The organism is Thiohalocapsa sp. ML1 (assembly GCF_001469165.1).
Taxonomy (GTDB): Bacteria; Pseudomonadota; Gammaproteobacteria; order Chromatiales; family Chromatiaceae; genus Thiohalocapsa.
Genome location: NZ_JABX01000022.1, coordinates 24,601 through 49,912, shown reverse-complemented (window position 1 = coordinate 49,912; position 25,312 = coordinate 24,601). Strand labels below are relative to the sequence as shown.

19 protein-coding genes and 2 tRNA genes are annotated in these 25,312 nt (G+C 67.7%); 10 read left to right on the top strand and 11 right to left on the bottom strand.

Annotation, left to right across the window (positions count from 1 at the left end; genetic code table 11):
• Positions 1–141: 141 nt before the first annotated feature.
• The 3 genes from ML01_RS14980 to ML01_RS14970 are packed head-to-tail and all read left to right on the top strand — an operon-like array spanning position 142 to position 4,348.
• A complete protein-coding gene (locus ML01_RS14980) occupies positions 142–597 on the top strand; it encodes a hypothetical protein (protein WP_058556209.1) in 456 nt (151 codons plus the stop codon).
• Positions 594–3,590, top strand: coding sequence for an N-6 DNA methylase (locus ML01_RS14975; RefSeq protein WP_058556208.1), 2,997 nt, complete (start codon positions 594–596; stop codon positions 3,588–3,590). Before ML01_RS14980 ends, ML01_RS14975 begins: the two co-directional genes overlap by 4 nt.
• Positions 3,587–4,348, top strand: a complete 762-nt coding sequence (locus tag ML01_RS14970) for a hypothetical protein (protein ID WP_156427740.1) — start codon at positions 3,587–3,589, stop codon at positions 4,346–4,348. Before ML01_RS14975 ends, ML01_RS14970 begins: the two co-directional genes overlap by 4 nt.
• Before the next feature lie 95 nt (positions 4,349–4,443).
• Here the strand turns inward: ML01_RS14970 and ML01_RS14965 are convergent, their stop codons facing one another.
• Complete coding sequence (locus tag ML01_RS14965) at positions 4,444–5,997, bottom strand: hydantoinase B/oxoprolinase family protein (protein ID WP_058556206.1); 1,554 nt, start codon at positions 5,995–5,997, stop codon at positions 4,444–4,446.
• 159 nt (positions 5,998–6,156) lie between these two features.
• Here ML01_RS14965 and ML01_RS14960 point away from each other — a divergent pair, with 159 nt between their 5' ends.
• Positions 6,157–6,738, top strand: coding sequence for a superoxide dismutase (locus tag ML01_RS14960; protein ID WP_058556205.1), 582 nt, complete (start codon positions 6,157–6,159; stop codon positions 6,736–6,738).
• A gap of 115 nt (positions 6,739–6,853) precedes the next feature.
• Here the strand turns inward: ML01_RS14960 and ML01_RS14955 are convergent, their stop codons facing one another.
• On the bottom strand, positions 6,854–7,180 hold the full coding sequence (locus ML01_RS14955) for a multidrug efflux SMR transporter (protein WP_058556204.1): 327 nt from the start codon (positions 7,178–7,180) through the stop codon (positions 6,854–6,856).
• A gap of 534 nt (positions 7,181–7,714) precedes the next feature.
• Between ML01_RS14955 and ML01_RS14950 the strand changes: the two genes are divergently transcribed.
• On the top strand, positions 7,715–8,146 hold the full coding sequence (locus ML01_RS14950; RefSeq protein ID WP_058556203.1) for a BLUF domain-containing protein: 432 nt from the start codon (positions 7,715–7,717) through the stop codon (positions 8,144–8,146).
• A gap of 737 nt (positions 8,147–8,883) precedes the next feature.
• Here the strand turns inward: ML01_RS14950 and ML01_RS14945 are convergent.
• Positions 8,884–8,959: transfer RNA gene (locus ML01_RS14945), tRNA-Glu, on the bottom strand.
• A gap of 86 nt (positions 8,960–9,045) precedes the next feature.
• Positions 9,046–9,121 (bottom strand) — tRNA-Ala (locus ML01_RS14940).
• 190 nt (positions 9,122–9,311) lie between these two features.
• On the opposite strand from ML01_RS14940, the gene htpX reads away from it, so the two are divergent.
• From htpX to uvrA, 3 genes are all read left to right on the top strand, one after another.
• Complete coding sequence (gene htpX / locus ML01_RS14935) at positions 9,312–10,184, top strand: protease HtpX (RefSeq protein WP_058556202.1); 873 nt, start codon at positions 9,312–9,314, stop codon at positions 10,182–10,184.
• Positions 10,185–10,359: 175 nt separating this feature from the next.
• Entirely contained in the window at positions 10,360–13,146 is a 2,787-nt protein-coding gene (prsT, locus tag ML01_RS14930) for an XrtA/PEP-CTERM system TPR-repeat protein PrsT (protein WP_162268029.1), read from the top strand.
• A gap of 17 nt (positions 13,147–13,163) precedes the next feature.
• On the top strand, positions 13,164–16,001 hold the full coding sequence (gene uvrA, locus ML01_RS14925; RefSeq protein WP_058556200.1) for an excinuclease ABC subunit UvrA: 2,838 nt from the start codon (positions 13,164–13,166) through the stop codon (positions 15,999–16,001).
• Between the two features lie 69 nt (positions 16,002–16,070).
• On the opposite strand, the gene cowN is transcribed toward uvrA, so the two are convergent.
• The 4 genes from cowN to ML01_RS14905 form a co-directional block, all read right to left on the bottom strand.
• Positions 16,071–16,367: a N(2)-fixation sustaining protein CowN gene (gene cowN, locus ML01_RS14920; protein WP_058556199.1), complete on the bottom strand. Its 297-nt coding sequence runs from the start codon at positions 16,365–16,367 to the stop codon at positions 16,071–16,073.
• A gap of 221 nt (positions 16,368–16,588) precedes the next feature.
• The gene (locus ML01_RS14915) at positions 16,589–17,524 is read right to left on the bottom strand and encodes a metallophosphoesterase (protein WP_082674314.1); all 936 of its coding nucleotides are present in this window, start codon (positions 17,522–17,524) and stop codon (positions 16,589–16,591) included.
• Between the two features lie 282 nt (positions 17,525–17,806).
• Positions 17,807–18,583: a hypothetical protein gene (locus tag ML01_RS14910; protein ID WP_058556197.1), complete on the bottom strand. Its 777-nt coding sequence runs from the start codon at positions 18,581–18,583 to the stop codon at positions 17,807–17,809.
• An 85-nt stretch (positions 18,584–18,668) separates the two neighbouring features.
• Positions 18,669–19,508 carry a SirB1 family protein gene (locus ML01_RS14905; RefSeq protein WP_058556196.1) on the bottom strand — a complete coding sequence of 280 codons (840 nt, stop codon included), beginning with the start codon at positions 19,506–19,508 and terminating at the stop codon, positions 18,669–18,671.
• A gap of 282 nt (positions 19,509–19,790) precedes the next feature.
• Here ML01_RS14905 and ML01_RS29650 point away from each other — a divergent pair, with 282 nt between their 5' ends.
• On the top strand, positions 19,791–20,057 hold the full coding sequence (locus tag ML01_RS29650) for a hypothetical protein (protein ID WP_162268028.1): 267 nt from the start codon (positions 19,791–19,793) through the stop codon (positions 20,055–20,057).
• Positions 20,058–20,254: 197 nt separating this feature from the next.
• On the top strand, positions 20,255–20,842 hold the full coding sequence (locus ML01_RS14900) for a hypothetical protein (RefSeq protein ID WP_156427739.1): 588 nt from the start codon (positions 20,255–20,257) through the stop codon (positions 20,840–20,842).
• A gap of 389 nt (positions 20,843–21,231) precedes the next feature.
• Here ML01_RS14900 and ML01_RS14895 read toward each other — a convergent pair whose 3' ends face one another.
• The 3 genes from ML01_RS14895 to pta form a co-directional block, all read right to left on the bottom strand.
• A complete protein-coding gene (locus tag ML01_RS14895; protein ID WP_058556194.1) occupies positions 21,232–21,585 on the bottom strand; it encodes a tetratricopeptide repeat protein in 354 nt (117 codons plus the stop codon).
• A gap of 308 nt (positions 21,586–21,893) precedes the next feature.
• Positions 21,894–23,105, bottom strand: a complete 1,212-nt coding sequence (locus ML01_RS14890) for an acetate/propionate family kinase (protein WP_058556193.1) — start codon at positions 23,103–23,105, stop codon at positions 21,894–21,896.
• Positions 23,106–23,130: 25 nt separating this feature from the next.
• Entirely contained in the window at positions 23,131–25,224 is a 2,094-nt protein-coding gene (pta, locus tag ML01_RS14885) for a phosphate acetyltransferase (RefSeq protein ID WP_058556192.1), read from the bottom strand.
• Positions 25,225–25,312 lie beyond the last annotated feature (88 nt).

Genomic DNA, 25,312 nt, shown 5'->3' with positions numbered 1-25,312 from the left:
ACTGCGCGCGGGAGTTGACCGGGTCGACGCTCAGGATCTCCTGGAACACCCGCTCCGCCCCCTAGTGGCGGTGCAAGTTCTGGCGCCAGCGGTTCATCTGTTCTAGGATTCAAACAGATTTGTTCCGCCTTCAAGGCAGCCATGTCCGCCCGGCACTCGTTTACGGTGAAAGACGTCTGCGCGGCCCTCGGCGGGGTCAGCCGTTCCCGTGTCCACGGCTGGGTGGGGCTGCCTCCCTTCTCCGGCATCCCCTCTCGGGAACGCTGCGCACGCCGTTTCAGCCGGGCTGACCTCCTGACCTTTGCGGTCCTGCGCACGTTGGACGACCAGCTCGGCGCGCGAGGCGCCCAGCTCGCACACGCCTCCGCGGCCATCCACGCGTATCTCTCGGCCCCGCGGGCGACGGGCGCGGGCGACTGGCTGTTTGTGCCCTTGGTCGACGGCGCCGCCCGTCCCGTGCCCGATCAGGCGATCACCGAAGCCGGCTGGGTCATTGACTTAGCACGGGAACGGGAATGCATCGACCGCTATCTGGGCGTCCTTCCGCCCCAGCGGGAGTTGCCCCTGGTGGGCGGCGTTGGCCGGGCAAGCCCGTGACCGCGCTTCACGAACGGCTTCGGGTGTACGGCGCACCGGAGCACGACTGCATTGATCTGCAAGCCCGAAACGATCCACGGGTGCTGCGGTACGCGGACCTGATCCGCAACGCGCAGCGACCCCTGGTTGACGGGGTGGTCGAGCAGCAGTCCCTCGCCCTGCTCTATGTCATCGACCAAGCCCGACTTGCCGGTCGCGATCGGGTGGACATCGGAAAGTTGCGTCAAACCCTCGCTATGCGCGGCGATCCGGCCTGGCTGGGGGTGCTACGCCCCGGTCGGCTGGACATCTACGCCACCGACCTCGCTCCCGACCACGATACGGCGCCAAAGACCTACTCCCTGGAGTCAGGGGATGCGCTCGCGGTATTGCCTCTACTGGCCCAAGGCGAAGACCTGGCGCCGCCCGGCAGCCTACTGCTGCGGGATGTGCTGCTGGGGCTGATGACGGATGCCGCCCAGGAGCTGAAGGGGTACGGCCTCTCCACCGATGAAATCATCGCATTGACCGGCCGGGCGCTCTTCTTCCGTTACCTGATCGGTCGCGGGATCATCCGGGAAAGCCACCGCAGTGCCATTGCGCCTTCCGCGCGGTCCCTGAGCGAGTGCTTCAGCACCGCCGCTAGCCTGGCGGAGACCAACCGCTGGCTGGACGTCACCTTCAACGGCGACCTGTTGCGCCTGCCGGACCAAGATTATCCGGTCTATTTCGCCCAGCTGATCCAGATTCGCGGCGAGCGGATCGTGCGTCCCCTCAAGGCCATCCTGGAGCTGGACAAGCCGGTCGCCGCGGGGGTGTCTCAACGGCGTTTGGCCTGGTGGGGGCTGGATTTCAACCATCTGCCCATCGGCCTGCTCAGCGAGACCTACGAAAGGCTGATGGAGCAGCTCGACCGGGGGGCGCGGCGCGATACCAGCGTCTATTACACCCCGGCCCATATCGCCGAGTACATGGTTCAGGAGGCACTGTACGAGCACTCCGCCGGCGCAGCAGCCCGGGTGCTGGACCCGGCCTGCGGCGCGGGCGTGTTCCTGGTCGCCTGTTTCCGCAAGCTGGCCGAAATGCGCTTTCAAGAGACCAGGCAACGACCCACGCGAGATGAACTGCGTGTCATCCTCGACAAACAACTCGTCGGCTTCGACACCAACGCCCATGCCCGCACCCTTGCGGCCCTCGCACTTTATCTGACGGCCCTGGATCTGGATCCGGACCCCACACCGGTGGACGCGCTGCGATTCGGAAAGCTGGAAGGGCGTGTGTTGATCGACGTGGCCGATCCGGGCACCGGCCCCGCGATCATAGTACCCATGGCCGGCAGTCTGGGAGACCACGTGTCCGAGGCCTACCAGGGTGCCTTCGATCTGGTCATCGGCAACCCGCCGTGGACCAGTCTCAAACCCGAATACGACGCCATCGGCCGACAGCTTACTGCCCGTTGCCGGGCTATCGCCGGTCGGCGCGGTCTTAGCGACATCGCCCGCAGCTACAGGAACCCGGACCGGGTGCCGGATCTGCCCTTCGTTTGGGGAGCGATGGAATGGGCAAAACTGAACGGACGGATCGCGCTGGCCCTGGCTGGTCGCTGGTTGTTCAAGATAACGGATGCAGGTTTCGCCGCTCGCAGCGCCGTATTCCGCTCGCTCGCCATCACCGGGATCCTCAACGGTGCATCCCTGCGTCAGACCAAGGTCTGGCCAAACACGGATCAGCCCTTCTGCCTACTTTTTGCCGATAACCGGGTGCCGGCCGACGATGATCGATTCGTACTGGTCAGCCCGGAATGGGACCGCAAGCTGAACGACAAAGGACGCATGCGCATCGATGCCTCCGACGCGGTACCGGTAAGCCTTGACTTGGTGACCCGGCAGCGCAGTGCCATCAAGACCCTGTATCGCGGAACGGCCTTGGATGTCGCCATCATGGAGCGCATCCAGGCCAAGACGACACTCACGATTGCAGACTACTGGGAGCAGACGCGCGGGTTGCTTTCCAGTCAAGGATTCCGGGTTGGCGATCGTTCTGGCGACGATAGCTTCTTGCGACGGTTGCCGACTTTGAAGGCAAGATATTCCGCCCATCCATTTCGGGTCTTGGATCAAGTCCTTGAACCATATGAGCCACGTGGCCTGCATCGACCCCGGGATCCGCGAATATATATAGCCCCTCTCTTGCTTATCCGCAAAAGGAGCCAATCCGACAGGACACGTGGGCGCGCATTGGTTAGCGACTCGGATGTCGCTTACTGCGAGTCTTACTATGGTTACTCCGCCGCGGGGTATCCGGAGGGCAGTTTTCTCGTCCGCTATCTGTTGGTGTTGGTACATAGCCTGGTGTTTGAGTACGTATCCCTGATGTCCAGTGGAGAGTTCGGCATTGAGCGAGACGTGCTTCAAGTTCTCGATATCAGCGGATTTCCATTCATATCCCCGGAGAGGCTTGAGAAGTCACAGCGTGAAACCATTGAAGCTTGTGCCGCCAAGCTGTTGGCTAACCAGCCGGACTGGGCCGAGCTGGATCGCACCATTTCTACAGTGTATGGTCTATCGAAGCTCGATCGGCAAACGATTGGCGACACGCTGGCCACTCACGCTCCCTTTGCTGCGATCAGGGACCGTGCAACTACGCCGGCTAAGCCGCAGGAAAAGGAGGTCTTCCGCGCCCGCCTGGAAACCGAGCTGGCTAGCGTCCTGGCCGCTGGCGGCCACCGGGTCCGGGTCCATCTGCTCGATTCCGCCGACAGTCAATTGCCGTGGCGCCTCCTCGGCGTGTCACTGAATGGCCGACCGCTTCCCCCCCGGCTGCCGTCCCGCTGGATCGAGGCCGCCGACGATCTGGCGGCCAGCCGCATCACCGTGCTCGATGATCGGGAGCCCTGCCTGGTCGTGGGTCTGTTGGATCGTTACCGGTACTGGACCCAGACTCAGGCGCGGCTCTTGGCCTCGGATCTCGTTTGGCAGTACGGCGCCCTGCTGGAGGAGCGTGCCCAGCCATGAGCGGTCTGATGACAGGGAGCTGGCAAAGGCCCGGACCGCCGCAAAGGGTCAGTGCGATTCCCGAATTTCTGATGATGCTGGTCGAGCGCGCGCTGAGTCACGCGTGGCAGGTCTTGCTGCGCGATGTCGCCGCGGGCAAGTTCTCGCTGCGCTCGGCCAAGGAGGACGAAATTACCGAGCAGATTCAGGTCATCCTGGGCGAGCTGCACGCGGCGGAGCCCGAACCCGTGGCGGGCTTCTCGCAGCTCAGCTTCGGCGGTCGCGATGGCGCATTGCGCAGTTACGACGGCCGCAGTCTTGACCTGCAGCCCGATTTGACCTTCTATCCGTTGCGCGGCAGCATCCCGGCGACCAATACGATTTTTGCGGGGATATTCGTCGAATGCAAGCCGGTCGACTCTAATCATCCCGTCGGCTCTGTCTATTGCGAAGCGGGTCTTGCACGATACATCCGCGGCGACTACGCCTGGGCGGTCGACCGCGCCCTAATGGTGGGCTATGTCCGCAATCGATGCTGGCTTCCGAGTGGATTGTCGGCCTATCTAGAGGGAACCAGCAGGCAGCAGTACGGATCCTCGGGAACGCTCGAAGAAGTGGCGATGACCTGTATTGGCGAGCAGGTGTTCCGATCCGTCCATAGGCGCTCGTTCACGCTCTCGGGGACGCCGATGGAGCCGATCGCGCTCGATCACCTCTGGCTCTATCCGGCCACTCCGTGCGAAACCAGCCGTTGCCGGGGTAGCGCCAAGGAATCTTGATTTCGGGCTCGCGGTCGCAGTTCAACGACCGCCGGGTGTCCGAGACCGAGCACAGATCCACAGATCGACGCCGGCGGCAGGCAAGGCCGGCGCCGCTACGTGGTTTTCGCGCCGTAGCCGCCGCCGCCCGGCGTCTCGATGCCGAGCCGGTCGCCGGGTGCTAGCGCCAACGCGACCTTGCCGGGCAGCGGCCGGCCGTTGTGGTGCTGCGTGCCGGTCGCGCCGGGCGCGCCGCCGGCGAGGCCCCAGGGCGCATGGCCGCGGCGCTCGCCGATGAGGGTTGCGTGCGCCGGGGCCAGGGCCTCCAGCTCCCGGATCAGCCCGTCGCCGCCGGGGCGGGCGCCGGCACCACCGGAGCCGCGGCGGATGGCGTAGCGCGTGACGCGCAGCGGGAAGCGCGATTCGATGACCTCAATCGGCGTGTTCAGCGTGTTGGTCATGTGCGTCTGCACCGCGGAGAGGCCGCCGCCCCTCGCGCCCGCGCCCATGCCGCCGCCGATGGTCTCGTAGTAGTCCCAGGGCTGGCCGTCGTGCACGCCGCCGATGGCGAGGTTGTTCATGCTGCCGTGGCTCGCGGCCGGGATGCGGCCGTGCCAGGTGTCGTTCTCGGCCTGCGCCAGGGCGCCGAGCACGACGTCGACGATGCGGGTGCTGGTCTCGACGTTGCCGGCCGCCACCGCGGCCGGCCGGCGGGCGTTGATGAGGCAGCCCGCCGGCGCGTGCAGCGTGATGGGGCGCAGCGCGCCGGCACAGGCGGGCGTCTCCGCCGGCATCAGGCACCGAAAGCTATAGAACACCGCCGCCGCGGCCACGGCGAGCGGGCAGTTGACGTTGCCCGGCACCTGCTCGGCGGTGCCGGTGAAGTCGCAGTGGGCGCTGTCGCCGCGCACGCTGAGCGCGAGCCGGATCGGGATGTCGGTGTGGCCCTGGCCATCGTCGTCGAGCAGGTCGTCGAAGCAGTAGCGCCCGTCCGGGATGGCCGCGATGGCCGAGCGGGCGAGGCGCTCGCCGTAGTCGTTCATGGCCGCGAGGCCGGCTCGGAAGGCGTCCAAGCCCCCCGCGGCCACGAGCCCGGCGACGCGCGCCCGCCCGGCGCGGTTCGCGGCGATCTGCGCGAAGAAGTCGCCGCGGGCGTGGCTCGGGTTGCGCGTGGCGCCGGTGATGCGCCCGAGCAGCGCGGCGTCCTGCGCGCCGCGGCGGAGGATCAGGCTCGGCGGGATCACCACGCCCTCCTCGTCCAGCCGCGCCGAGATGGGCATGGAGCCCGGCGTGCTGGCGCCGATGTCCGCGTGGTGCGCGCGGTTCGCGACGAAGCCGGCGAGCGCGCCCGCCGCAAACACCGGCGCGATGAGCGTCACGTCCGGCAGGTGCGTGCCGCCGAGAAAGGGGTCGTTGACGATGACCATGTCCCCATCGGCCCAGTCGAACCGCGCGACGAGATCCGCCATCGCGTAGGCCATGCTGCCCAAGTGCACGGGGATGTGCGCGGCCTGGGCGCAGAGCGCGCCGCCGGCATCGAACACGGCGCAGGAGAAGTCGAGCCGGTCGCGGATGTTCGGCGACAGCGCGGCGCGGCAAAGCACCGCGGCCATCTCGTCGCAAACGGCGGTGAGACGGCTGACGAATAGGCTGAGCTGGATCGGGTTCATGGTGGCGGCGTCGGGCGGCTGCGTGGCGGCGCCATCGTCACACAGGCCCGGCGGCGCGCAAAGCAGGCGCCGGTGCCGGCCGACGCTTGAGATACCCCAGACCGGACACAAGTATCGCGCAGCGATTCATCAACCCAGCCCCCCGCCAGGAGACAGCACATGACCCACGAGCTTCCCGCCCTGCCCTACGAAAAGAACGCCCTGGAGCCGGTGATCTCCGCCGAGACCATCGAGTACCACTACGGCAAGCACCACCAGACCTACGTCAACAACCTGAACAATCTGATCCCCGGCACCGAGTTCGAGGCCATGTCGCTGGAGGACATCGTGAAGAAGTCCTCGGGCGGCATCTTCAACAACGCGGCCCAGGTCTGGAACCACAGCTTCTACTGGAACTGCCTGAGCCCGAACGGCGGCGGCGAGCCGGCCGGCGCGCTGGCGGACGCGATCAGCGCCAAGTGGGGCTCCTTCGATGAGTTCAAGAAGGCGTTCACGCAGTCCGCCGCCACCAACTTCGGCTCCGGCTGGACCTGGCTGGTGAAGACCGCCGACGGCGGCCTGGACATCGTCAACACCTCCAACGCCGCGACGCCGCTGACGCAGGGTCTGACCCCGCTGCTCACGGTCGATGTCTGGGAGCACGCCTACTACGTCGACTACCGCAACGCGCGCCCGAAGTACCTCGAGGCCATTTGGGACAAGGTGAACTGGGAGTTCGTCGCCGGCAACTTCGGCGGCTGACGCCACGGCGTTCAGCCCGGCTGAGGGGCCGCGCCCGCACAAGGCCGCCCGGCGACTGTTCGCCGGGCGGCCTTACTGTGTGGCGGGGCCGAGCGACAGTCCGGCGCGGGTGGCGCTACTCCGGCGAGGCGAGCTTCAGCCCGACGATGCCGACGACAATGAGCCCGACGAAGAAGAACCGCGCGAGCGTCGCCGACTCGCCGAACAGCAGCAGACCCAGCACGAAGGCGCCCACCGCGCCGATGCCGGTCCAGACCGCATAGGCCGTCCCCATCGGGATGGTGCGCTGCGCGAGCAGCAGGAGCGCCCCGCTCGCGACGATGCACAAGATCGAGAACGCGACCCAGCCCCAGCGCATGCCCTGCTCGGTCCAGCCGAGCTTGAGCCCGACCGGCCAGCCCCACTCGCACAGGCCGGCGCCGATGAGATAGATCCAAGCCATGGTGACTGCGCAGCTTCCGACGATGACGGGGCTGCGGCGGCAGCCCGGAAGGCGCGCAGCGTCGAGCCGCCGACGGCGCCTGTCAAGTCGCCTGACGCCGTTGTGAGCCCGGTTGCCTTTGTGTAGTGTCCCGGCCTTGACTAGATTGCTTGACGGCGCCGAAGGCTTGCAGATGAGTCAAGTTTCACGAGGACACCTGGGGGAAGGGCCGAGGGCCGAGGGCCGAGGGAGCCCACCTCGGCCCTTGGCCCTTGTTCAATGCGCCAACGAGCGGGCTGCGCCAGACCGCGCTCCTTGTCGGTCTGAGGCTCTGCCTCGCTAGATTGCTTGACGGCGCCGAAGGTCTGCAGATGAGTCAAGTTTCACGACGACACGGCGCTTGCAGGCAAAAGGGCCGAGGGCCGAGGGAGCCCACCTCGGCCCTTGGCCCTTGGCCCTTGGTCAGAGGCGCCGTGCCCTGGTCGGTCTGAGGCTTGCCTCGCTAGGCCGTCGTCATCCATCGATTCAGCAAAGCCGATTCAGCAAAGCCATCCCATGATTTTCCAACTCTGTTACACCAGCACCGCTGCCCGCGACATGCAGCGAGAGGACTTGGTCGAGTTGCTGCGGATCTCGCGCGCCAAGAACGAGGCCAGCGGACTTACCGGCCTCCTGTTGTTCAGCGCAGAGCGCTTCGTGCAGTTGCTCGAAGGCGACGAGGAAGCCGTGCGCACGCTCTACGCGCGCATTTGCGAAGACAACCGCCATCACGAGATCACAACGATCTTCGAGCGGGAGGTGGAAGCGCGCGACTGCCCGGACTGGAGTATGGGCTTCCAGGCCCTGCCGGAGAGCGAGTGGCTGGAATTCCCAAACCCCGACGGCACGGAGAAAGGCCTGCGCCCGATGCTGGAGGCCATGGGCCGCGCCCGGGCCATCTTGCAGAGCGTGCGCGAGCGCGGGCTTGATCCGGAGCGCGACGTCTGACATCTGCACCGTCGGCGGGTTCTGCCTCAGTCCGGCACGCGTCGGGGGTCGCGGGGCTAAACGGCCATGGCGACCAGCGCCACCCCGGAGGATGAAAGGCGCTGCTCGCCATGGCCGTTTCCCTCACCCCGGCCCTGTCCCAGTGGGAGAGGGCGACTACGGCGCGCGCTGCGCGCGACTTTCATGGTAATCGATAGACCGTGGAAACCGGCCGGCCCTGCTGAGGCTGCCCAAGCTGGTGCACGAACGCTCTGCCGACAACGAGCGCGCTGGCGGACATGAACGGCGAGCCGGAGGGAGAGGACGAACCGAAGGGGCGCCTGTGCTGATTGTAGAGGGTGAGATCCCGCAGATGGCGTTGCGGAAGGACGATCGAACCCCGAAGCAGGACTCAATGCACACGCTAGATTTTAAGGCGATATCTGTCAGAAAACATACCGCCTGGCTTGTCTTTTCGCCCGCCTTCTGCGTCGCGGCAGCGGGTGCATAGTTCGACTATGCACCCGCTGCCGCTCCTTGAAGGCGGACGAAAATCCTGCGCCATTCGGTACGTTTTTTCCGGCAATCGCCTAAGCGCGATGACGGCCATTGAGGCCTCGGCGCTGCCGGCGTGCATTAAGGCGGAGCATCAACTAGGCCAGGGAGCGCCGTTTGGCCCAACATCGCAGGCGCAGCCAATCCGAGCGCCGAGGAGACTTTCCTTAGCCCTCGGCCCTCGGCCCTCGGCCCTACAAAGATGGCGTCCCCACGGGGATTCGAACCCCGGTCGCCGCCGTGAAAGGGCGGTGTCCTAGGCCTCTAGACGATGGGGACCTGGACTGTGATCGTCGATCGCTGGGAGCGATGCAAAACGGCCGGCGCATGAGCGGCCGGCCGCGGATTGTCGTTTTCTTGCTGTTTGGTGGAGCCAGGCGGGATCGAACCGCCGACCTCAACACTGCCAGTGTTGCGCTCTCCCAGCTGAGCTATGGCCCCGGAAAGCCGCGCAGTATAGGGTGCCCCATTGGACCTGTCCAGGCCTTTTTCCCAGGCGGCGGGCGGTGGGTCGATATAGTGCAGCGGACACCGGCCGACTTGCGGAAAGTGCACCGAGCATCCATTTTGCCGACGCAGAAATTCGCCCCGCGATAACCTTACGGCCTCACCCTGCTGGAGACCTACGAAGATGTTGAGAGTATTGCTGTTTGTCGCGACCAACTTCGCGATCCTGACGGTGCTGTGGATCGTGCTGAGCATCACCGGTCTCTCGGCGCAGACCGGCCCCGGGCTGTTGATCATGGCGCTGGTGTTCGGCTTCGGCGGGTCGATGATCTCGCTGTTCATGTCCAAGTGGCTCGCCAAGCGCTCCATGGGCGTGCAGATCATCGAGCAGCCGCAGACCCCCTTCGAGCAGTGGCTGTTCGAGGTGGTGCGCCGCCAGTCCGAGCTGAGCGGCATCCGCATGCCGGAGGTCGGCATCTTCGATCAACCGGACCCGAACGCCTTCGCCACCGGCTGGAACCGCAACGACGCGCTGGTGGCGGTCAGCACCGGTCTGCTTCAGCACATGAATCGCGACGAGGTGGAGGCCGTGGTGGGCCACGAGATCAGCCACGTCGCCAACGGCGACATGGTCACGCTGGCGCTGATCCAGGGTGTGCTGAACACCTTCGTTATCGTGCTCGCACGGGTCATCGGCGGCATTGTGGACTCCGCCATGCGCGGCAACAATGATCAGGGCGGCGTCGGCATCGGCTACTTTGTTGTGTCGATCATCGCCGAGATCGTGCTCGGCTTCCTCGCATCCATCATCGTCATGTGGTTCTCGCGCTACCGGGAGTTCCGCGCCGACGCGGGCGGTGCGAAGCTCGCCGGCCGCGAGCAGATGATCGCCGCGCTCCGGGCCTTGCAGCGCGTGCACGAGCCGCAGGACCTACCGGCCGGGGAGTTCGCCGCGTTCGGCATCTCCGGCAACATCGGCGACGGTCTGAAAAAGCTGTTCGCGAGCCATCCGCCGCTGGAGGAGCGCATCGCCGCGCTCGAGGCCGCACGCGTCTGACCTGCAGCTCGGCGCCGGCGGCTCGCGTCGGCACCCAAGCTGTCCCGGCAAGGCCGCACCGCCCGGTGCGGCCTGACACCGGCGGCCCAGGCAGGACGCCCAGCGGTCGCGGTAGATGCCAAATGGGCTAGGATGCGCCCGCCAACTTGCGACCCGTTTGGGGGAACCAACGACCATGAGCCGACCCACAGAAGCGCGCGTGCGGGCGCGCCGCTACACCCTGCTCGCCATCGCGTTTGCGATCGTCGTCGCGGCGCCGTTGGGCGCGGCCACAGCGCTCGATGATGCCGACGCGGACTGGGCCGCCGGCAATGTCCAAAGCGCCGTCGTCCGCCTCAAGGACGCCTTGCAGCAGGACCCGGACAATGCCGCGGCCCGGCTGCTGCTCGGCCGCATTTACCTCGACTCCGGCGACATGCAGGCGGCGGAGCAAGAGCTGACCCGCGCCCGCGACGCCGGCGCCGACGACATAGCGACCCGCATCGCCCTCGCCGAGGCGCTGCTCGGCCAGGGCGAGCTGTCACGGGCGCTGGAATGGACCGAGCCGCCGCTGCAGGCCACGGCCGCGGAGCGCGCCGAGCTGCTGGCCCTGCGCGGCAGCGTGCTCTTGTCGCAAGAGCAAGAAGACGAGGCGGCAGCGGCCTTCTCCGCCGCCGTAGACGCCGACGCCAACGCGCTGCGCGCGATGCTCGGCATGGCGACGCTGGAGCTCCGCCGCGGCGACGCCGAGGCCGCCCGCGCGACCCTCACGCACGCCACCAAGCTCCACGCCGAATCCGCGCACGCCTGGCAGGCCCTGGGCGGCCTGGAGCAGCTCAGCGGTCAGCGCGAGGCCGCGCTGGCGGCCTACAGCCGCGCCATCGAACAGGCACGCAGCCCATGGCCGCTGCAATACCAGCGCGCCATCGTCCACCTCGACCTCGGCAACAAAGAGTCCGCCGCCGCGGATATCGAGGCCGTGCGGCGGGCGCGCGCGCGCCTGCCCGGGCTCGACTACCTGGACGGCCGCCTGTTGCTGCTGCAGGGCGACGCCGCCGCCGCCGCGGACAAGCTGGAGCACTATCTGAGCGGTGCCCCAAGCGACCTAGCCGCGATCTACTTCGCTGCACTGGCGCTGAACGGTTTGGAACGTCACGCACAGGCGGAGGAATACCTCGTGCGCCTCACCGCCGCGATGCCGAACAACCCTCAGGTTGCGGGGCTGCTCGCCAGAACGCGGCTCGCGCTAGGCAACGCCGCCGGCGCCGAAGCGGCCATCCGGCCTTTCGCGGAGCACGCCGAGGCGACGCCCGTGGCCATGGAGCTGCTGCGCCAGGCGCTCGTGCGCCAGGCGCGCGCGGACGAGGCCGAGCAGCTCGTGAGCCGGGCTGCGGAGCGCTTCCCGGACCTCGCCAGCGCCCAGCTCGCCCACGCCCAGCAGCTCCTGGACAGCAAGGATGCAGCGGGCGCCGTGGACCTGCTCCGGCGTGTTGTTGACACCGAGCCCGCCAACGAGCGCGCGCGCATGCTGCTGATGCGCTCGCTGCTCGCCCGCGGCGACACCGATGCGGCGATGGCGGCGGCGGACGCCTTCCTCGCCAAGTCGCCAGACTCGCCCATGGCGCATACCGCCACGGGCGCGCTGCTCGCGCAACAGGGCGACATCGACGGTGCGCGCAGCGCCTTCGCCGCGGCACTGGAGCGCGACCCGAGCTTCGACCGCGCCGCACTGGCGCTGGCCGCCCTGGAGCTCGGCAGCGAGCGCCCAGAGCAGGCGCGCGAGGCCCTCGACGGGCTGCTCGCCGCGAACCCCGACAGCGTCGCCGCCACGCTGGCGAGCGCCGCGATGGACCGGCGCGACGGCGGCGACGCGGCCTTCCGCGAGCGCCTGCGCGACGCCCTCGCGCAGAACCCCGATGCCTTGCAGTTGCGCCTCGTGCTGGCCCGCAGCGAGCTCGCCGCCGGCAACGCCGACGCCGCGCGCACGCTGCTAAACCAGGCGCCACCGCAGCAGCGCGACGCCACCCCGGTCCTGCTGCTGCGCGCCGAGACGGAGCTCGAGAGCGGTCAGCACACGATCGCCGCAGCGACGCTCTCCACGCTGGTGCAGCGCAACCCGACCATGGCCCGGTTCCCATACATGCTGGCGTCGCTGCATGCCCAGACCGGTGACCTTGCGGCTGCGACCGGCAGCCTGACGGAGGGCCTCATGCTCGACCGCGACGCCGAGCTGGAGCACGAGCGCCTTGCCCGCATCCTGGCCGCCCAGCCCACTGCGGAGGCGCGCAAGTCGCTGCTTGAGCGCCTGCTGCGCCTAGCCCCGGAGCACCCCGTGGTGCGCGCGGCCCAGGCGCGTTTTCTGCTGGCAGAGCGCGACTTCGACGCGGCCATGCAGATGCTCCGCGAGCTCGCCGGGCAGCACCCGGACGACGCGGTCTACACGCTCTGGCTCGCCGACGCCCAGGACACCGCCGGCCGCCGGCCGGAGGCCCGCCGGCTGCTGACGGACTGGCTGACGACCCATCCCGACCAGCCCGCCGTGCGCCTGTCGCTGGCGCAGCTCGCCATCTCGGATGTGGACTACGCCGAGGCCATCGCCCAGTACCGGCGCGTGCTGGATCAGACGCCGAACAACCGCGTGGCGCTGAACAACCTGGCCATGCTGCTCGCGGACAGCAACCCCGACGAGGCCCTGGGCTACGCCGAGCGCGCGCTGGCGCAGGCCCCCGAGGACGCGGCCTATATCGACACCAAGGGCACCGTGCTGCTGGCCAAGGGCGACGCCGCGGCGGCGCTGCCGCTGCTCGCCAAGGCGCACGCCGGCAGCCAGGACCCCGGCATCGCCTACCGCTACGCGAAGGCGCTCGCGGCCACCGGCGACAAGCCCGGCGCGCGGCGCGTGCTGCTCGCGGTGCAGGCGCAGGCGTACCCGGAAAAGGCCGACGCCGACGCGCTGCTGCAAACCCTCGTCGGCGGCAACTGAGCCGGACGCCACATCGAATGGACGCGATCCGCATCCGCGGTGCCCGCACGCACAACCTCAAGAACCTGGATCTCGACCTGCCGCGGAGCCGGTTGGTCGTGCTGACCGGGCTGTCCGGCTCCGGCAAGTCGTCGCTGGCCTTCGACACCATCTATGCCGAGGGCCAGCGGCGCTACGTGGAATCGCTGTCGGCCTACGCGCGGCAGTTCCTGTCCATGATGGACAAGCCGGACGTGGACCTCATCGAGGGCCTGTCGCCGGCCATTGCCATCGAGCAGAAGACCACCTCCCACAACCCGCGCTCCACCGTCGGCACCATCACCGAGATCCACGACTACCTGCGCTTGCTCTACGCGCGGGTCGGCACGCCGCACTGCCCGGAGCACGGCGCGCCGCTGTCGGCGCAGACCGTCACGCAGATGGTGGATCTGATCCTGTCCCGGCCCGAGGGGGAGCGGCTGATGCTGCTAGCCCCGTTGATTGCCGCGCGCAAGGGCGAGTACCAGCACCTGCTGACGGAGCTGAACGCCCAGGGCTTCGTGCGCGCGCGCATCGACGGCACGCTGCACGAGCTGGACGACCCGCCGCAGCTCGATCCCAAGAAGAAGCACGACATCGAGGTCGTCGTGGACCGCTTCCGGGTGCGGCCCGACCTGCAGCTACGCCTCGCCGAGTCCATCGAGACGGCGCTGAAGCTGTCGGGCGGCATCCTGCGCCTCGCGTGCATGGACGCGCCGGATGCGGAGCCCGAGACCTTCTCCGCCAACTTCGCCTGCCCCGTGTGCAGTTGGAGCCTGGCGGAGTTGGAGCCCCGGCTGTTCTCGTTCAACAACCCCGCCGGCGCCTGCCCGACCTGCGACGGGCTCGGCGTGGAGCAGTACTTCGACCCGGTCAAGGTCGTCGCACAGCCGGAGCTGAGCGTCGCCGACGGCGCCATCCGCGGCTGGGACCGGCGCAACGGCTACTACTTCTCGATGCTGGAGGCGCTGGCGGAGCACTACGGCTTCGCGCTCGACGTGCCCTGGCAGGACCTCGATGCGTCCGCGCAGGCGGTCGTGCTGAACGGCACCGGCAGCGAGAAGCTCAAGCTCAAGCTGCCGCACGAGCGCGGCGGCGGCAAGCAGCGCGCCTTCGAGGGCATCCTCGGCAACATGCAGCGCCGCTACCGCGAGACCGACTCCGCCACGGTGCGCGAGGAGCTCGCGCGCTTCATCTCCACCCGCCCCTGCCCCGACTGCGGCGGCGCCCGGCTCAACGCCGCCGCGCGCAACGTGCTGGTGGCGGGCAAGGACCTAGGGTCCATCTCCGCCATGCCGGTGGGCGAGGCCGTCGCGTGGTTCCGGGCGCTGCGCGACGACGGGCTGCTGCAGGGCCAGCGCGCGGAGATCGCGGCCAAGGTGCTACACGAGATCGCCGAGCGGCTGCGGTTCCTGACCGACGTCGGACTCGATTACCTGACGCTCGAGCGCAGCGCCGAGAGCCTGTCCGGCGGCGAGGCGCAGCGCATCCGGCTCGCGAGCCAGATCGGCGCCGGGCTGGTCGGCGTCATGTACGTGCTCGACGAGCCCTCCATCGGCCTGCATCAGCGCGACAACGAGCGGCTCTTGGCGACGCTGACGCGGCTGCGGGACATCGGCAACAGCGTCATCGTCGTCGAGCACGACGAGGACGCCATCCGCGCCGCCGACCACGTGGTGGACCTGGGGCCCGGCGCCGGCATCCACGGCGGCGAGCTGGTGGCGCAGGGCACGGCGGCTGACATCGCGGCCAATCCGGCCTCGCTGACGGGCAGATACCTGTCCGGGGAGCTCCGCATCGAGATCCCCGCCGAGCGCGTGCCGGCCGCGGACGCCAAGCAGCTCACCATCCGCGGCGCCGCCGGCAACAACCTGCACGGCATCGACGCGGCCATCCCGGTCGGCACCTTCTGCTGCGTCACCGGCGTGTCCGGCTCCGGCAAGTCCACGCTCATCAACGACACGCTCTACCCCGCCGCCGCCCGCCGGCTCAACGGCGCGAGCCTGCGCGCCGCGCCGCACGCGGCCATCGAGGGGCTGGAGCACTTCGACAAGGTCGTGGACATCGACCAGAGCCCCATCGGCCGGACGCCGCGCTCGAACCCCGCCACCTACACCGGCATGTTCAACCTGATCCGGGAGCTGTTCGCGAACGTGCCGGAGGCGCGCTCGCGCGGCTACGGGCCGGGGCGCTTCAGCTTCAACGTCAAGGGCGGGCGCTGCGAGGCGTGCAAGGGCGACGGGCTGATCCGGGTCGAGATGCACTTTCTGCCGGACGTGTATGTGCAGTGCGACGTCTGCCACGGCCGGCGCTACAACCGCGAGACGCTGGAGATCCGCTACAAGGGCAAGACCATCGACGAGGTGCTCGACCTCACCGTCGAGGACGCGCTGACGTTCTTTCTGCCCGTGCAGGTGCTCTACCGCAAGCTGAAGACGCTCACCGACGTGGGGCTCGGGTATCTGCGGCTCGGGCAGAACGCCGTCACGCTCTCCGGCGGCGAGGCGCAGCGGGTCAAGCTCTCCCGCGAGCTGTCCAAGCGCGACACCGGCCGCACGCTGTACATCCTGGATGAGCCGACGACGGGCCTGCACTTCCACGACGTGAAGCATCTGCTGGAAGTCCTGCACCGGCTGCGCGACGCCGGCAACACCGTCGTCGTCATCGAGCACAACCTGGACGTCATCAAGACCGCCGACTGGATCATCGATTTAGGGCCGGAGGGCGGCGACAAGGGCGGGCACATCGTCGCCGCCGGCACGCCGGAGGCCATCGCCGGCTCTGCCGAGTCGCACACGGGGCGGTTCCTCGCGCCACTGCTCAAGCGCGGTTGGTGACCGAGCCGAGCCGGTGGTGGCACCGCCCCCGGGTACGCCGGATTCATCCGCCTGCCGGGGCCGCAGACCTCAGCAGCACTCGTGCTCCAGCTCCTCCAAGATCTCGATGAGGTCGGGCTGCTCGGCACGGTCGAGCAAGTCCCGCAGGTCGTTCATGTGGCAGTGGATGTGGTAAAGCGCGTCGTGGGCCGGGCCGCGTTCGCCGTCGAGCTTGGCGCGGAAGTAGATCCAGAATGGGTCGGCGGCGTCGCCGTCCGGCAGGACCTCGCGCAGCGCCGTGGCGAAACGCTCGGCCTTGCCGTCGCAGTCGAGGCCGACGAAGCTGACGTAGCGGTCGAGCGCCGCGGGCTGGTGCGGATGAGTCATGGGTGGTTTGGGTCGGACAGGGTCGGGTTGGGGAGCTTCTGCAAAAAGAGCCCCGATGCAGACCCCACAAACGCGCACGCCGAGCGTGGGAAAGCGTCCATCCCTGGCCGGTGGGTTGCTGCGCGGGCTCTCAACAATCAGCGACTTAGGTTTCGTAAGATGTCGGAGACATGCCACGCAAGAAAATAAGCACATTCCTTGCCAGCGCCCCCGAGCCGATCCTAGCGGGCCTCTGGGTAGAGCATGCGGACGCTAAAGACCTCGTCCGCGTCAGGGTCCACGCTGACCCAGACGCCGGCAACGGTGGGCGAGCCCGGCACCTCCAGCCGCTGCAGGCGGGCAATGGGCGCGCCGCCTGCGGGGTCGCGGAGGGGGCGGTCGAGCTTGTAGCTGTGCGTGTCGCCGTGGATCACCAGCACCGGGCCGTCGAAACGATCGAGCAGGCGCCCCAGATCCTGCTTGAAGGTCAGATAGCCGGGCTTGTTCGGCTGCTCGAACAGCGGATTGGCGTGCAACATGAACACGGCGGCGCGCGCACCGGCGCGCTGTCCGGCTGCGAGGGCGTGGTCGAGCAGCGCCCGATTGGCATGGCTGCGCGATTTGTGCTCGGCGTGGCCCGGCGGGTTGCGCGGCTGCCAGCCGTTATTGCTGCCGACGATGTGCAGGACCACGAACAGCACCTCATCGCGGATGAACCAGGCGTTCTCCGGCAAGCGCGGGTCCGGTGTCGTCAGGCCCAGCCCGCCGTTGTGCAGCACCGCGGCATCAGCGAAGAACATGCGCCGCAGGCTCTCGAGCCGCGCCAGCGGGTCGAGGCCGCCGGCGGTCAGGCGGTGGCAGTCGGTCCACTCGTTGTCGCCCGGCGTATAGACCATCGGCACCGGCTGGGAGCGAAAGAGCTCGGCGATGGCGCGATTGCGGGCATCCGTGCAGGGCTGACCGCCGCCCTTGATGTCGCCGACATGGACGATGAACGCCGGCTCCGCCGCCGCGGCCCGCGCCAGCAACCGCCCCAAAAGCTCCGCTTCGGCGCTCGAATAGGGCAGATCGCCAACGGCGAAGAAGCGCAGCGGTGCAGCACTCGTTGCGGTCGCGAAGGCGAGCGCAATGCAGAGCAACAGTCCGCTGCGACGGCGCCGGTATTGGTGGGAGGGCATGGCGATCAGTGGAGATGCGCAACAGGGCCGAGGACCGAGGGCCAAGGGAGCCCTCCTCGGCCCTTGGCCCTTGGTTCAATGCGCCAACGAGCGGGCTACGCAAGACGACGCGCCGTGCCCTGGTCGGTCTGAGGCTCTGCCTCGCTAGGGTTTCGCACTTCGACGCGGCTTGAGCCAAGTGTTGTTAAGGATTGAGCTTCGATTTCGATTTCGATTTCGACGAATGGCTGGCGGAAAGTGAGTGTCGGAGATGGGTGTGTATCAGGTGTTTTTGATCGCTTCCTAGACCATCCGATGCCCGTGGCCTGCACGGACATCCAGCGTAATCAGCGGCATCGGCACGCCGTCGCGGCTCACGGCTCGGTTCCACGGTATCAGCGCGGCATTCAGTGCCTCGCGCGCCCGCGCCCGGGCGTAGGGATCCAGGTTGACCTCCACGGCGCAGCGCCAGCGGCGCAGCCCAAAGCCGTCCTCGCAGCGGGACACGAGCCGATAGCGCGCCGGCGGCACCAGCCCCTCCGCGATGCAGGCATCCAGCGCCTGCCGCAGCAGCGCGTCGGCGGCATCGGCCGTGGCGGGACTCTGGTGCCGGGACCCCTGCCAGGCACAGGCGCGCTCTGCGAGCGATCGCTCCGGCTGCGCTAAGAGCGCCCGGCGGCGCTCGCCGATCCAATCTCCGGCGATCAGTTGCAGCGCAACGGATGCGACCTGCTCCGAGGCAAAGCGCCGCCCGGACAGCGCCACCACCGCCGGCGGCACATAGACGCCCAGGAGCCGCATGGCGCGACGCTGCTCGGCTGCGGTCAGGCCGCGGCGCCCAGCAGCGGCCGAGGTGCGCTCGGCCATGTCGAACCAGCGGCGCGCCTCGGCCATGGCATGGGTGTCCACGACACGCACGCCGCCATCGGCGTCCATCACCCAGCCGTCCGGCCACAGCGCGACGCGATAAGCGGGCAAGGCGCGGATGGCCTCCGTTGCCGAGCGGCGGGCCGCGGCGCTGGCCAACAGAGGCATGCTGCGCAGCCCATAGCGGCGCAGGCGGGACGAGCTCTGCAACATGGTGCGGTGCCTCTTGCCTCGGGTGACGGCAGGACTATACCGAACCTGTGGCGCGGGCGTGGTCTCCGCTGCCTCAATCGCTGACTCAATGCAATCGCTGGGGCCGGCTCGTGAGGGCGTCGATGAGTGGGCTCACGGCCGCGATCTGCTCGGCGTCGTCCGACACCTCGGCAAAGCGGCGCAGGTCAGACAGCGCCCCGGCGGCATGGCCGAGCTTGTGGAACAGCAGGCCGCGCTGGTGCAGGGCGTCCGGCAGGTCTGGGAGCAGGTTCAGCATCGCGGTCAGGGCGGAGAGCAACTGCAAGTCATCCTTGCGCCCCGCGTAGATGCCGGCCAGGTTGCGCAGCATGCGCACCAGGATCTCGCGCTTGCCGGCGGGACGCAGCAGGGAGGGGTGCGACCGGATGGTCACCGCGCCTTCCCCGTAGACGTCGGCGAGGCGCCGGTCGAGCTCTTGTTCCGACAGCGCGATACCGCCAGCGTAAGCATCCAGCACCAGGGTGCCGTCGCCGCGACCGATCCGCACGAGAAAATGCGCGGGAAAGCTGATGCCGTAGGCCGGCAGCCCAAGCCGCCCCGCCAACGCGCAGTAGAGCACCGATAAGGAGATGGGAATGCCGCGCCGGCGCACCAGCACCTGGTCCAGGAAACTGTTGCGCGGGTCGTAGAAGTCCTCGTGCTCGCCGGCGAAGCCGAGCTCGTCGAACAGGAGCGTGTTCAGCGCCGCCACGCGCTCCAGCAGCGTGCCCGTGGCGGGAACCCGGGCCTCTGCCGCGGCGCTCAGGAGCGCGAGCTCGCCGTGGCTCGCGGCGGGGTCGACGCCGGGCTGGAAGACGCGGCTCAGGGTCAGCGCGGCGGCGGTCAGATCGATGGCATCGTCAGGGCCAGCCGCCAGGGCCGCGAGCGCTTGCTGTGGATCTTGCATCGGCGGCTCCGTTTCGTGATGCCTCTGCCTGCGGAAGGCGGGCACAAGGTTGCGACCGAACTTCTTATGTTTGTTTGCCGGCCGCAACTGCTTTCGGATGCGGCCAGTTTCACCACGACACCTGAACGAAGGGCCGCGGGCCGCGGGCCGAGCAAGCCGTCGTCCGCCCTTGGCCCTTCGGTTCACTTGCGGCAACGTGCGAGCTTGCGCAAGACGCCATTCCGTGCCCTGGGCGTTCTCGGGCCATGCTTCGCTTGAGTTTTATTTTGGGGGCCTTTCGCCGTGACCAAACCCCGCCAGCGTGTCAGCCACTCCGATTGCCGGAGCCTGCTCCTGCTGCGCGGCCTCGGGCTCCTGACCCGCCCCGGGCTCAAGCGCTACGTGCTCGTGCCGCTCTGGGCCAACGCGCTCGGCCGCAGAGGCGACGCGACTGTGGGTGGAGGCGCTGCGGCACGACAGGGCACCGAGCAGACTGCCGCTTGCGTGACCGTTGTTGCCCGACAATCGCACAAGGATCTCCTGCCCGCCCGGCAAGAAGCCCTCGTTTAGGCTTGCTTTAGACAAACAAGGAGCACACTGTACGTGACAGTTCCGCAGCGATTGCGCAGCAACCAGCGGTCTCCGAATAAGGCGCTCGGTTTCGGCGACGAACGGACCGTGGCCGCCCCCGTTGACCTTTGACTCCCCCTGGCTTTGCTGATCAAATGCCGGAAAGTTTTCTCCGACTCACGCTCAGAGGTAATTCCGTGTTTACCATCAGGACATCAGCGCTCGCTGTAGGGGCTTTACTGACAGGTCTCAGTGCTCACACCGCTGTCACCGCGGCTGAGGGTTCGTCGCCGGCTCGCGCGGTCATCGCTTCCGTCGCCGGCTCTGCCCTCGTCTCCACACAGAGCGAGATCGTGCCGGCTTTGGCCGGTATGGAGCTCGAACCACTCAACCGACTCTTCGTGCTCGAAAACGGCCAAGCCGTCGTGACCTTCAGCGACGGCTGCGAAAAAGAGCTCGCCGAGAACGAGATGCTGACCATCAGCGAACGCGGCGGGTGCGAAGCGGCCCTTATCGAGCGCTCGGCCACCTCGGTTGCCCAGGCAAGCTCGGCGCAGAGCAGCTTTGCCGCAGCGGCCGCAGCTCCGGGCAGCGCAGCCCCGTTTCTGCTCGGTGCCGGCGGCGGCGCCGGTCTGCTGGGGCTGACCGCGGCTGAGACGGCCGCAGTTGCCGCCGGCGCAGTTGTCGTCGGCGCCGTCGTCGCAGCCAACACCGACGACGACGACGACCCATCCGTGCCCGCGTCGCAGCCGCCGCCGCAACCGGACGGCCCAATCAGCCCGTAGTAGTTCCGAACGTCGTCACTGTCGCACGGTCGGCGCTCCCGACCGTGCAAGCAGTGGCGGTCGCAGTCCACGGCCAAGCATACCGTCGAGCCCAGTTCTATCGTGAAGTGGGCGTTACCGTGGCGGCGACCCCTTCACAGCGAATCCTAGTAAGGCTGAGCCTCAGACCAACAAGGAGCGCCATGTTACGCAGCGCGCTCGTTGGCGTATTGAACAAAGGGCCAAGGGCTGAGGACCGCTCCTCTCACCCTTGGCCCTACTGCATGAAGCTTGACTCATCTGCAAGCCATTTGGCGCCGTCAAGCAACCTAGTCGCCCCCGGCCATCTCCCGCTCCCCCGCGCGGCCCACCCGCAGCTCGGTGGAACCGCAGCCGGGTTGCGCTTGAGCTCAATAAGCGCCGTCCCTCGACATTCGGTCCAGATTGTCCTGCGCCAGCTCGGTCAACAAGCGACCACGCTCGTCGGGCAGGTTCGAGCGCCCGGCGCGTAGCGTCGTGTCCGATTCGATCACGCGGTTGTACATCTCGCGCGCTTCTTCATTACGGCCGGTCTGCTGATAGACCACGCCGAGGTTCAGCAGCGCGTAGGGATCATCGGCGTTGGATTCCAGCGCCTGCAACAGTGAGGTTTCCGCCTCCGACCATTGCTGGTTCAGGATGTGCTCGAAGCCGTTCTGCACCAACTTCGTTTCAGTGCTCGGCGTTACCGCACAGCCGCCGATCGCTGCCGCAATGGCAGCCATTAGGAAGAGTCGCGTTCTTGTCATGAGCCGTCTCCTGGAGAATCGCCTGGTCTTGGCATAAGCAAATGTTGTGATGCAGAGGATAAACCAAAAGACGCCTCGGCGATGAAAAGCGGAGCCGCCCAAGCGTCGGGATCTGGCCTAAAGCCCATAGCGGTGCCAAACGCGTGCAGATGCGTCAAGTTTCACAGGGATACCTTGGGGGAAGGGCCGAGGGCCGAGGGAGATCTCCTTGGCCCTCGGCCTTGACGGTCTGAGGCTTCGCCATCAGTGGCGGGCCCGCGTCGTCGGGCGTCGAGGGCCCGGCATCAGCCCACGGCGTCTAGGGACTGACGCGCGATCTCCAGCTCTTCGTCAGTGGGAATGACAAACACCTTAACCTGGCTGTGCGGCGCAGACACGGTGCCGGCACTCCCGATAACCCGCGCATTTCCCTCGCAATCCAGCACCAGGCCAAAGGCTTCGAGCCCAGCGCAGGCGCATTCGCGCATCTCGGTGTCGTTCTCGCCGATGCCGCCGGTAAAGACGACCGCGTCCACCCGGCCGAGCACGGCGGCATAGGCACCGATGTACTTCTTGAGCCGATGACAACTGAGCCCGATGGCCAGCTCGGCGTCCTCGTGACCCTCTTCGGCGAGCCTGTGCACCTCGCGCATATCATTGACGCCGCACAGACCCATGAGGCCGCTCTGGCGGTTCAGCAGATCGTCCAGGGTCTCGTTGTCGAAGCCCAAATGTCGGCACAGGTAGAAGTGCACCGCGGGGTCGATGTCGCCGCAGCGCGTGCCCATGACGAGCCCTTCGAGCGGCGTCATGCCCATGGAGGTATCGACGCTCGCCCCGTCGCGGATCGCCGTCGCACTGGCCCCATTGCCCAGATGCAGCGTAATCAGGTTGCATTGCGACAGCGGCTTGCCGAGCATCTGCGCCGCCTGCTTTGCGACATAGTGGTGCGAGGTGCCGTGAAAGCCGTAGCGGCGCACGTGATGCTCGCGATACAGATAGCCGGGGATCGCGTAGCGATAGGCGGTGCGCGGCATGGTTTGGTGAAAGGCCGTGTCGAACACGGCGACCTGCGGCACGCCGGGGAAGAGCTCCCGCGCGACCAAGATGCCATCGAGATTGGCCGGATTGTGCAGCGGCGCCAGCGGGATCATCTGCCGGATGGCAGCGATCACGTCGTCATCCACCACCGTCGGCGCATGAAAGGCCTCGCCGCCATGCACCACACGGTGGCCGACGGCCGTGAGCTCGTCGAGCCCGCCCAACGCGCCGGATTCCTGCAACGCGGCACCGATGCGCTCGATGCCGTCGTTGTGCGAGCCGATGGCCGCCGCGTGCTCTCGGGTCTCGGTGGCGCCGTCGGCATTCGTCCAGATGAGCTTCAGCGACGCCGACGGCTCGCCGATGCGCGTCGCCGCGCCGGTGGCGGCCACCTGCCAGTCGTCGGCCCCCGCGCCGACCTGGAACAGCCGAAACTTGATCGACGAGCTGCCGGAGTTCAGCACCAGTACTTTCATAATCGCTCTCTGCGTGGCGGCGCACTCAGGCCTGTGCCGCGTTCTGGGCCTGAATCGCCGTGATGGTGACCGTGTTGACGATGTCCGTGACCGTGCAGCCACGGCTCAGGTCGTTCACCGGCTTGTTGAGACCCTGCAGCACGGGCCCGATGGCCACCGCCCCGGCGCTGCGCTGGACGGCCTTGTAGGTGTTGTTGCCGGTGTTGAGGTCCGGGAAGATGAAAACGGTCGCTTTGCCGGCCACTTCGCTGTCCGGCAGCTTCGAGCGCGCGACACTGAAGTCCACCGCGGCATCGTACTGGATCGGCCCGTCGAGCTTGAGCTCCGGGTTGCGGCTGCGGGCGATGCGCACGGCCTCGCGGACCTTCTCCACGTCCGCCCCCTTGCCGGATGCGCCGGTGGAATAGGACAGCATCGCCACGCGCGGCTCGATGCCGAAGGCCGCCGCCGTTTCGGCGGACGTGACGGCGATGTCCGCGAGCTGCTCGGCATCCGGATTCGGGTTCACGGCGCAGTCGCCGTACACCAGCACCCGGTCTGCCAGACACATGAAGAAGACGCTGGACACGAGCTTCGTGCCGGGCTTGGTTCGGATCGTCTCGAAGGACGGGCGGATGGTGTGCTGCGTGGTGTGGACGGCACCGGAGACCATGCCGTCCGCATCGCCCGTGTACACCATCAGGGTGCCGAAATAGCTCACATCGGCCAACGCATCTTGGGCCATCTGCTCCGAGATGCCCTTGTGCTTGCGGAGCTCATAGTAGATGCCGGCGTACTCGTCGCGCTTCGGCGAGGTTGTGGGATCGATGATGCGGATGTCCGGCAGTTGCAGGCCGAGCTCGCCGATGCGTCGGCGGATCTTGTCAGGGTCGCCGAGCAGCGTCAGGTCCGCAACGCTACGCAGCGTCAGGATCTCGGCAGCGCGCAGGATGCGCTCGTCGGTGCCTTCGGGCAGCACGATATGCTTACGCGCCGCCTTGGCGCGGTGCACCAGCTCGTACTCGAACATGAGCGGTGTCACACGCTCGCTGTGGTGTACGGCGATGCGCTGCTGCAATTCCTTGATGTCGACGTTGTGCTCGAAGAGCCCGAGCGCAGCGGCGATCTTGCGATCATCGCCGGGCAAGATCGTGGACTCCACGCGGCTGACGGCGAGCGCGGTCTGGAAGGTGTCCTCCGCCACGCTCAGGACCGACACCTTGTTGCGCCGCAGACCGTTCAGGAGCCGCTGCACGTTCGGCGCCGGGCGCAGGCCGCCGGTGAGCAGCAGCCCGGCGACGCGGGGGTAGGAATCCGACACGTCCGCGGCCAAGCTGGCGAGGATGATGTCGCTGCGGTCGCCGGCCGTGATGATCAGGCAGCCGTCCTCGATGTAGTTCAGAAACTCCGGAATTTCCATCGCCGCGACCTTATAGGTCGTTACGACCTGCGTCAGCGCGTCCCCCTCGCCGCACAGGCAATCGCCGCCCAGCATCTTGCTGATCTCACCGATGGTGGGCTTGGCGAGCGCCTCGGCCTCCGGCAGCACGTAGAGCGTCTCATCCGCGGGCAGCACGGCCCGCGCCCGGCGCTTCACCAGCTCCACGAAGTCCGGGTCAACACCGTTGACGATGGTCGCCAGCAGGTCGCCGCACCGGTTCACCATGGACTCGTGTGCCATGTGCACCGCGTGCAGCGCCTCGTCGGGGCTGCGCTTGAAGCCTTTGACAACGACGACGATGGTGCAGCCGAAGTTGTTGGCGAGGTCCGCGTTGAAGTCGAACTCCAGCGACGGCACCAGCCCGTCGTAGTCGGTGCCAGCACACAGCACGATGTCGCACTGCTCGTCGAGCAGCATGTACTTGTCGAGGATGCGCTTGAGCAGCTCATCGTAGCGCCCGGCCGCCACCAGCTCGCTCGCCTGCTCCGCGGTGCAACCGTATAGCTGCTTGGCCGGGAACGGCAGGTCGTAGCGCTTGCGGATCAGGGTGGTGAGATTGTCCTCGTGCACATCGCGGTTGACGATGGGCCGGAAAAACCCGACCCGCTGGTTGATGGCGGACAGGAGCTCCATGAACCCCAAGACCACGACGGATTTGCCGCTGCCGGCGCCGGCACCGGCGATGTAGATACTCTGCATGTTTACTGCTCTCCGTTGACTGCCCCGCTGCCGGCGGTCGCGTCACCACGTCGTGGTGGTACGCCTTGGGGATACTCGGCGCGGCGTC

Bases quoted from the DNA above. Each gene is read 5' to 3' on its own strand.
- ML01_RS14915 (WP_082674314.1), bottom strand. From the start codon at position 17,524: ATGCCCTCCCACCAATACCGGCGCCGTCGCAGCGGACTGTTGCTCTGC.
- ML01_RS14965 (WP_058556206.1), bottom strand. From the start codon at position 5,997: ATGAACCCGATCCAGCTCAGCCTATTCGTCAGCCGTCTCACCGCCGTT.
- htpX (WP_058556202.1), top strand. From the start codon at position 9,312: ATGTTGAGAGTATTGCTGTTTGTCGCGACCAACTTCGCGATCCTGACG.
- uvrA (WP_058556200.1), top strand. From the start codon at position 13,164: ATGGACGCGATCCGCATCCGCGGTGCCCGCACGCACAACCTCAAGAAC.
- ML01_RS14970 (WP_156427740.1), top strand. From the start codon at position 3,587: ATGAGCGGTCTGATGACAGGGAGCTGGCAAAGGCCCGGACCGCCGCAA.
- cowN (WP_058556199.1), bottom strand. From the start codon at position 16,367: ATGACTCATCCGCACCAGCCCGCGGCGCTCGACCGCTACGTCAGCTTC.
- ML01_RS14905 (WP_058556196.1), bottom strand. From the start codon at position 19,508: ATGCAAGATCCACAGCAAGCGCTCGCGGCCCTGGCGGCTGGCCCTGAC.
- ML01_RS14890 (WP_058556193.1), bottom strand. From the start codon at position 23,105: ATGAAAGTACTGGTGCTGAACTCCGGCAGCTCGTCGATCAAGTTTCGG.
- prsT (WP_162268029.1), top strand. From the start codon at position 10,360: ATGAGCCGACCCACAGAAGCGCGCGTGCGGGCGCGCCGCTACACCCTG.
- ML01_RS14980 (WP_058556209.1), top strand. From the start codon at position 142: ATGTCCGCCCGGCACTCGTTTACGGTGAAAGACGTCTGCGCGGCCCTC.
- ML01_RS14910 (WP_058556197.1), bottom strand. From the start codon at position 18,583: ATGTTGCAGAGCTCGTCCCGCCTGCGCCGCTATGGGCTGCGCAGCATG.
- pta (WP_058556192.1), bottom strand. From the start codon at position 25,224: ATGCAGAGTATCTACATCGCCGGTGCCGGCGCCGGCAGCGGCAAATCC.
- ML01_RS14955 (WP_058556204.1), bottom strand. From the start codon at position 7,180: ATGGCTTGGATCTATCTCATCGGCGCCGGCCTGTGCGAGTGGGGCTGG.
- ML01_RS14960 (WP_058556205.1), top strand. From the start codon at position 6,157: ATGACCCACGAGCTTCCCGCCCTGCCCTACGAAAAGAACGCCCTGGAG.
- ML01_RS14895 (WP_058556194.1), bottom strand. From the start codon at position 21,585: ATGGCTGCCATTGCGGCAGCGATCGGCGGCTGTGCGGTAACGCCGAGC.
- ML01_RS14950 (WP_058556203.1), top strand. From the start codon at position 7,715: ATGATTTTCCAACTCTGTTACACCAGCACCGCTGCCCGCGACATGCAG.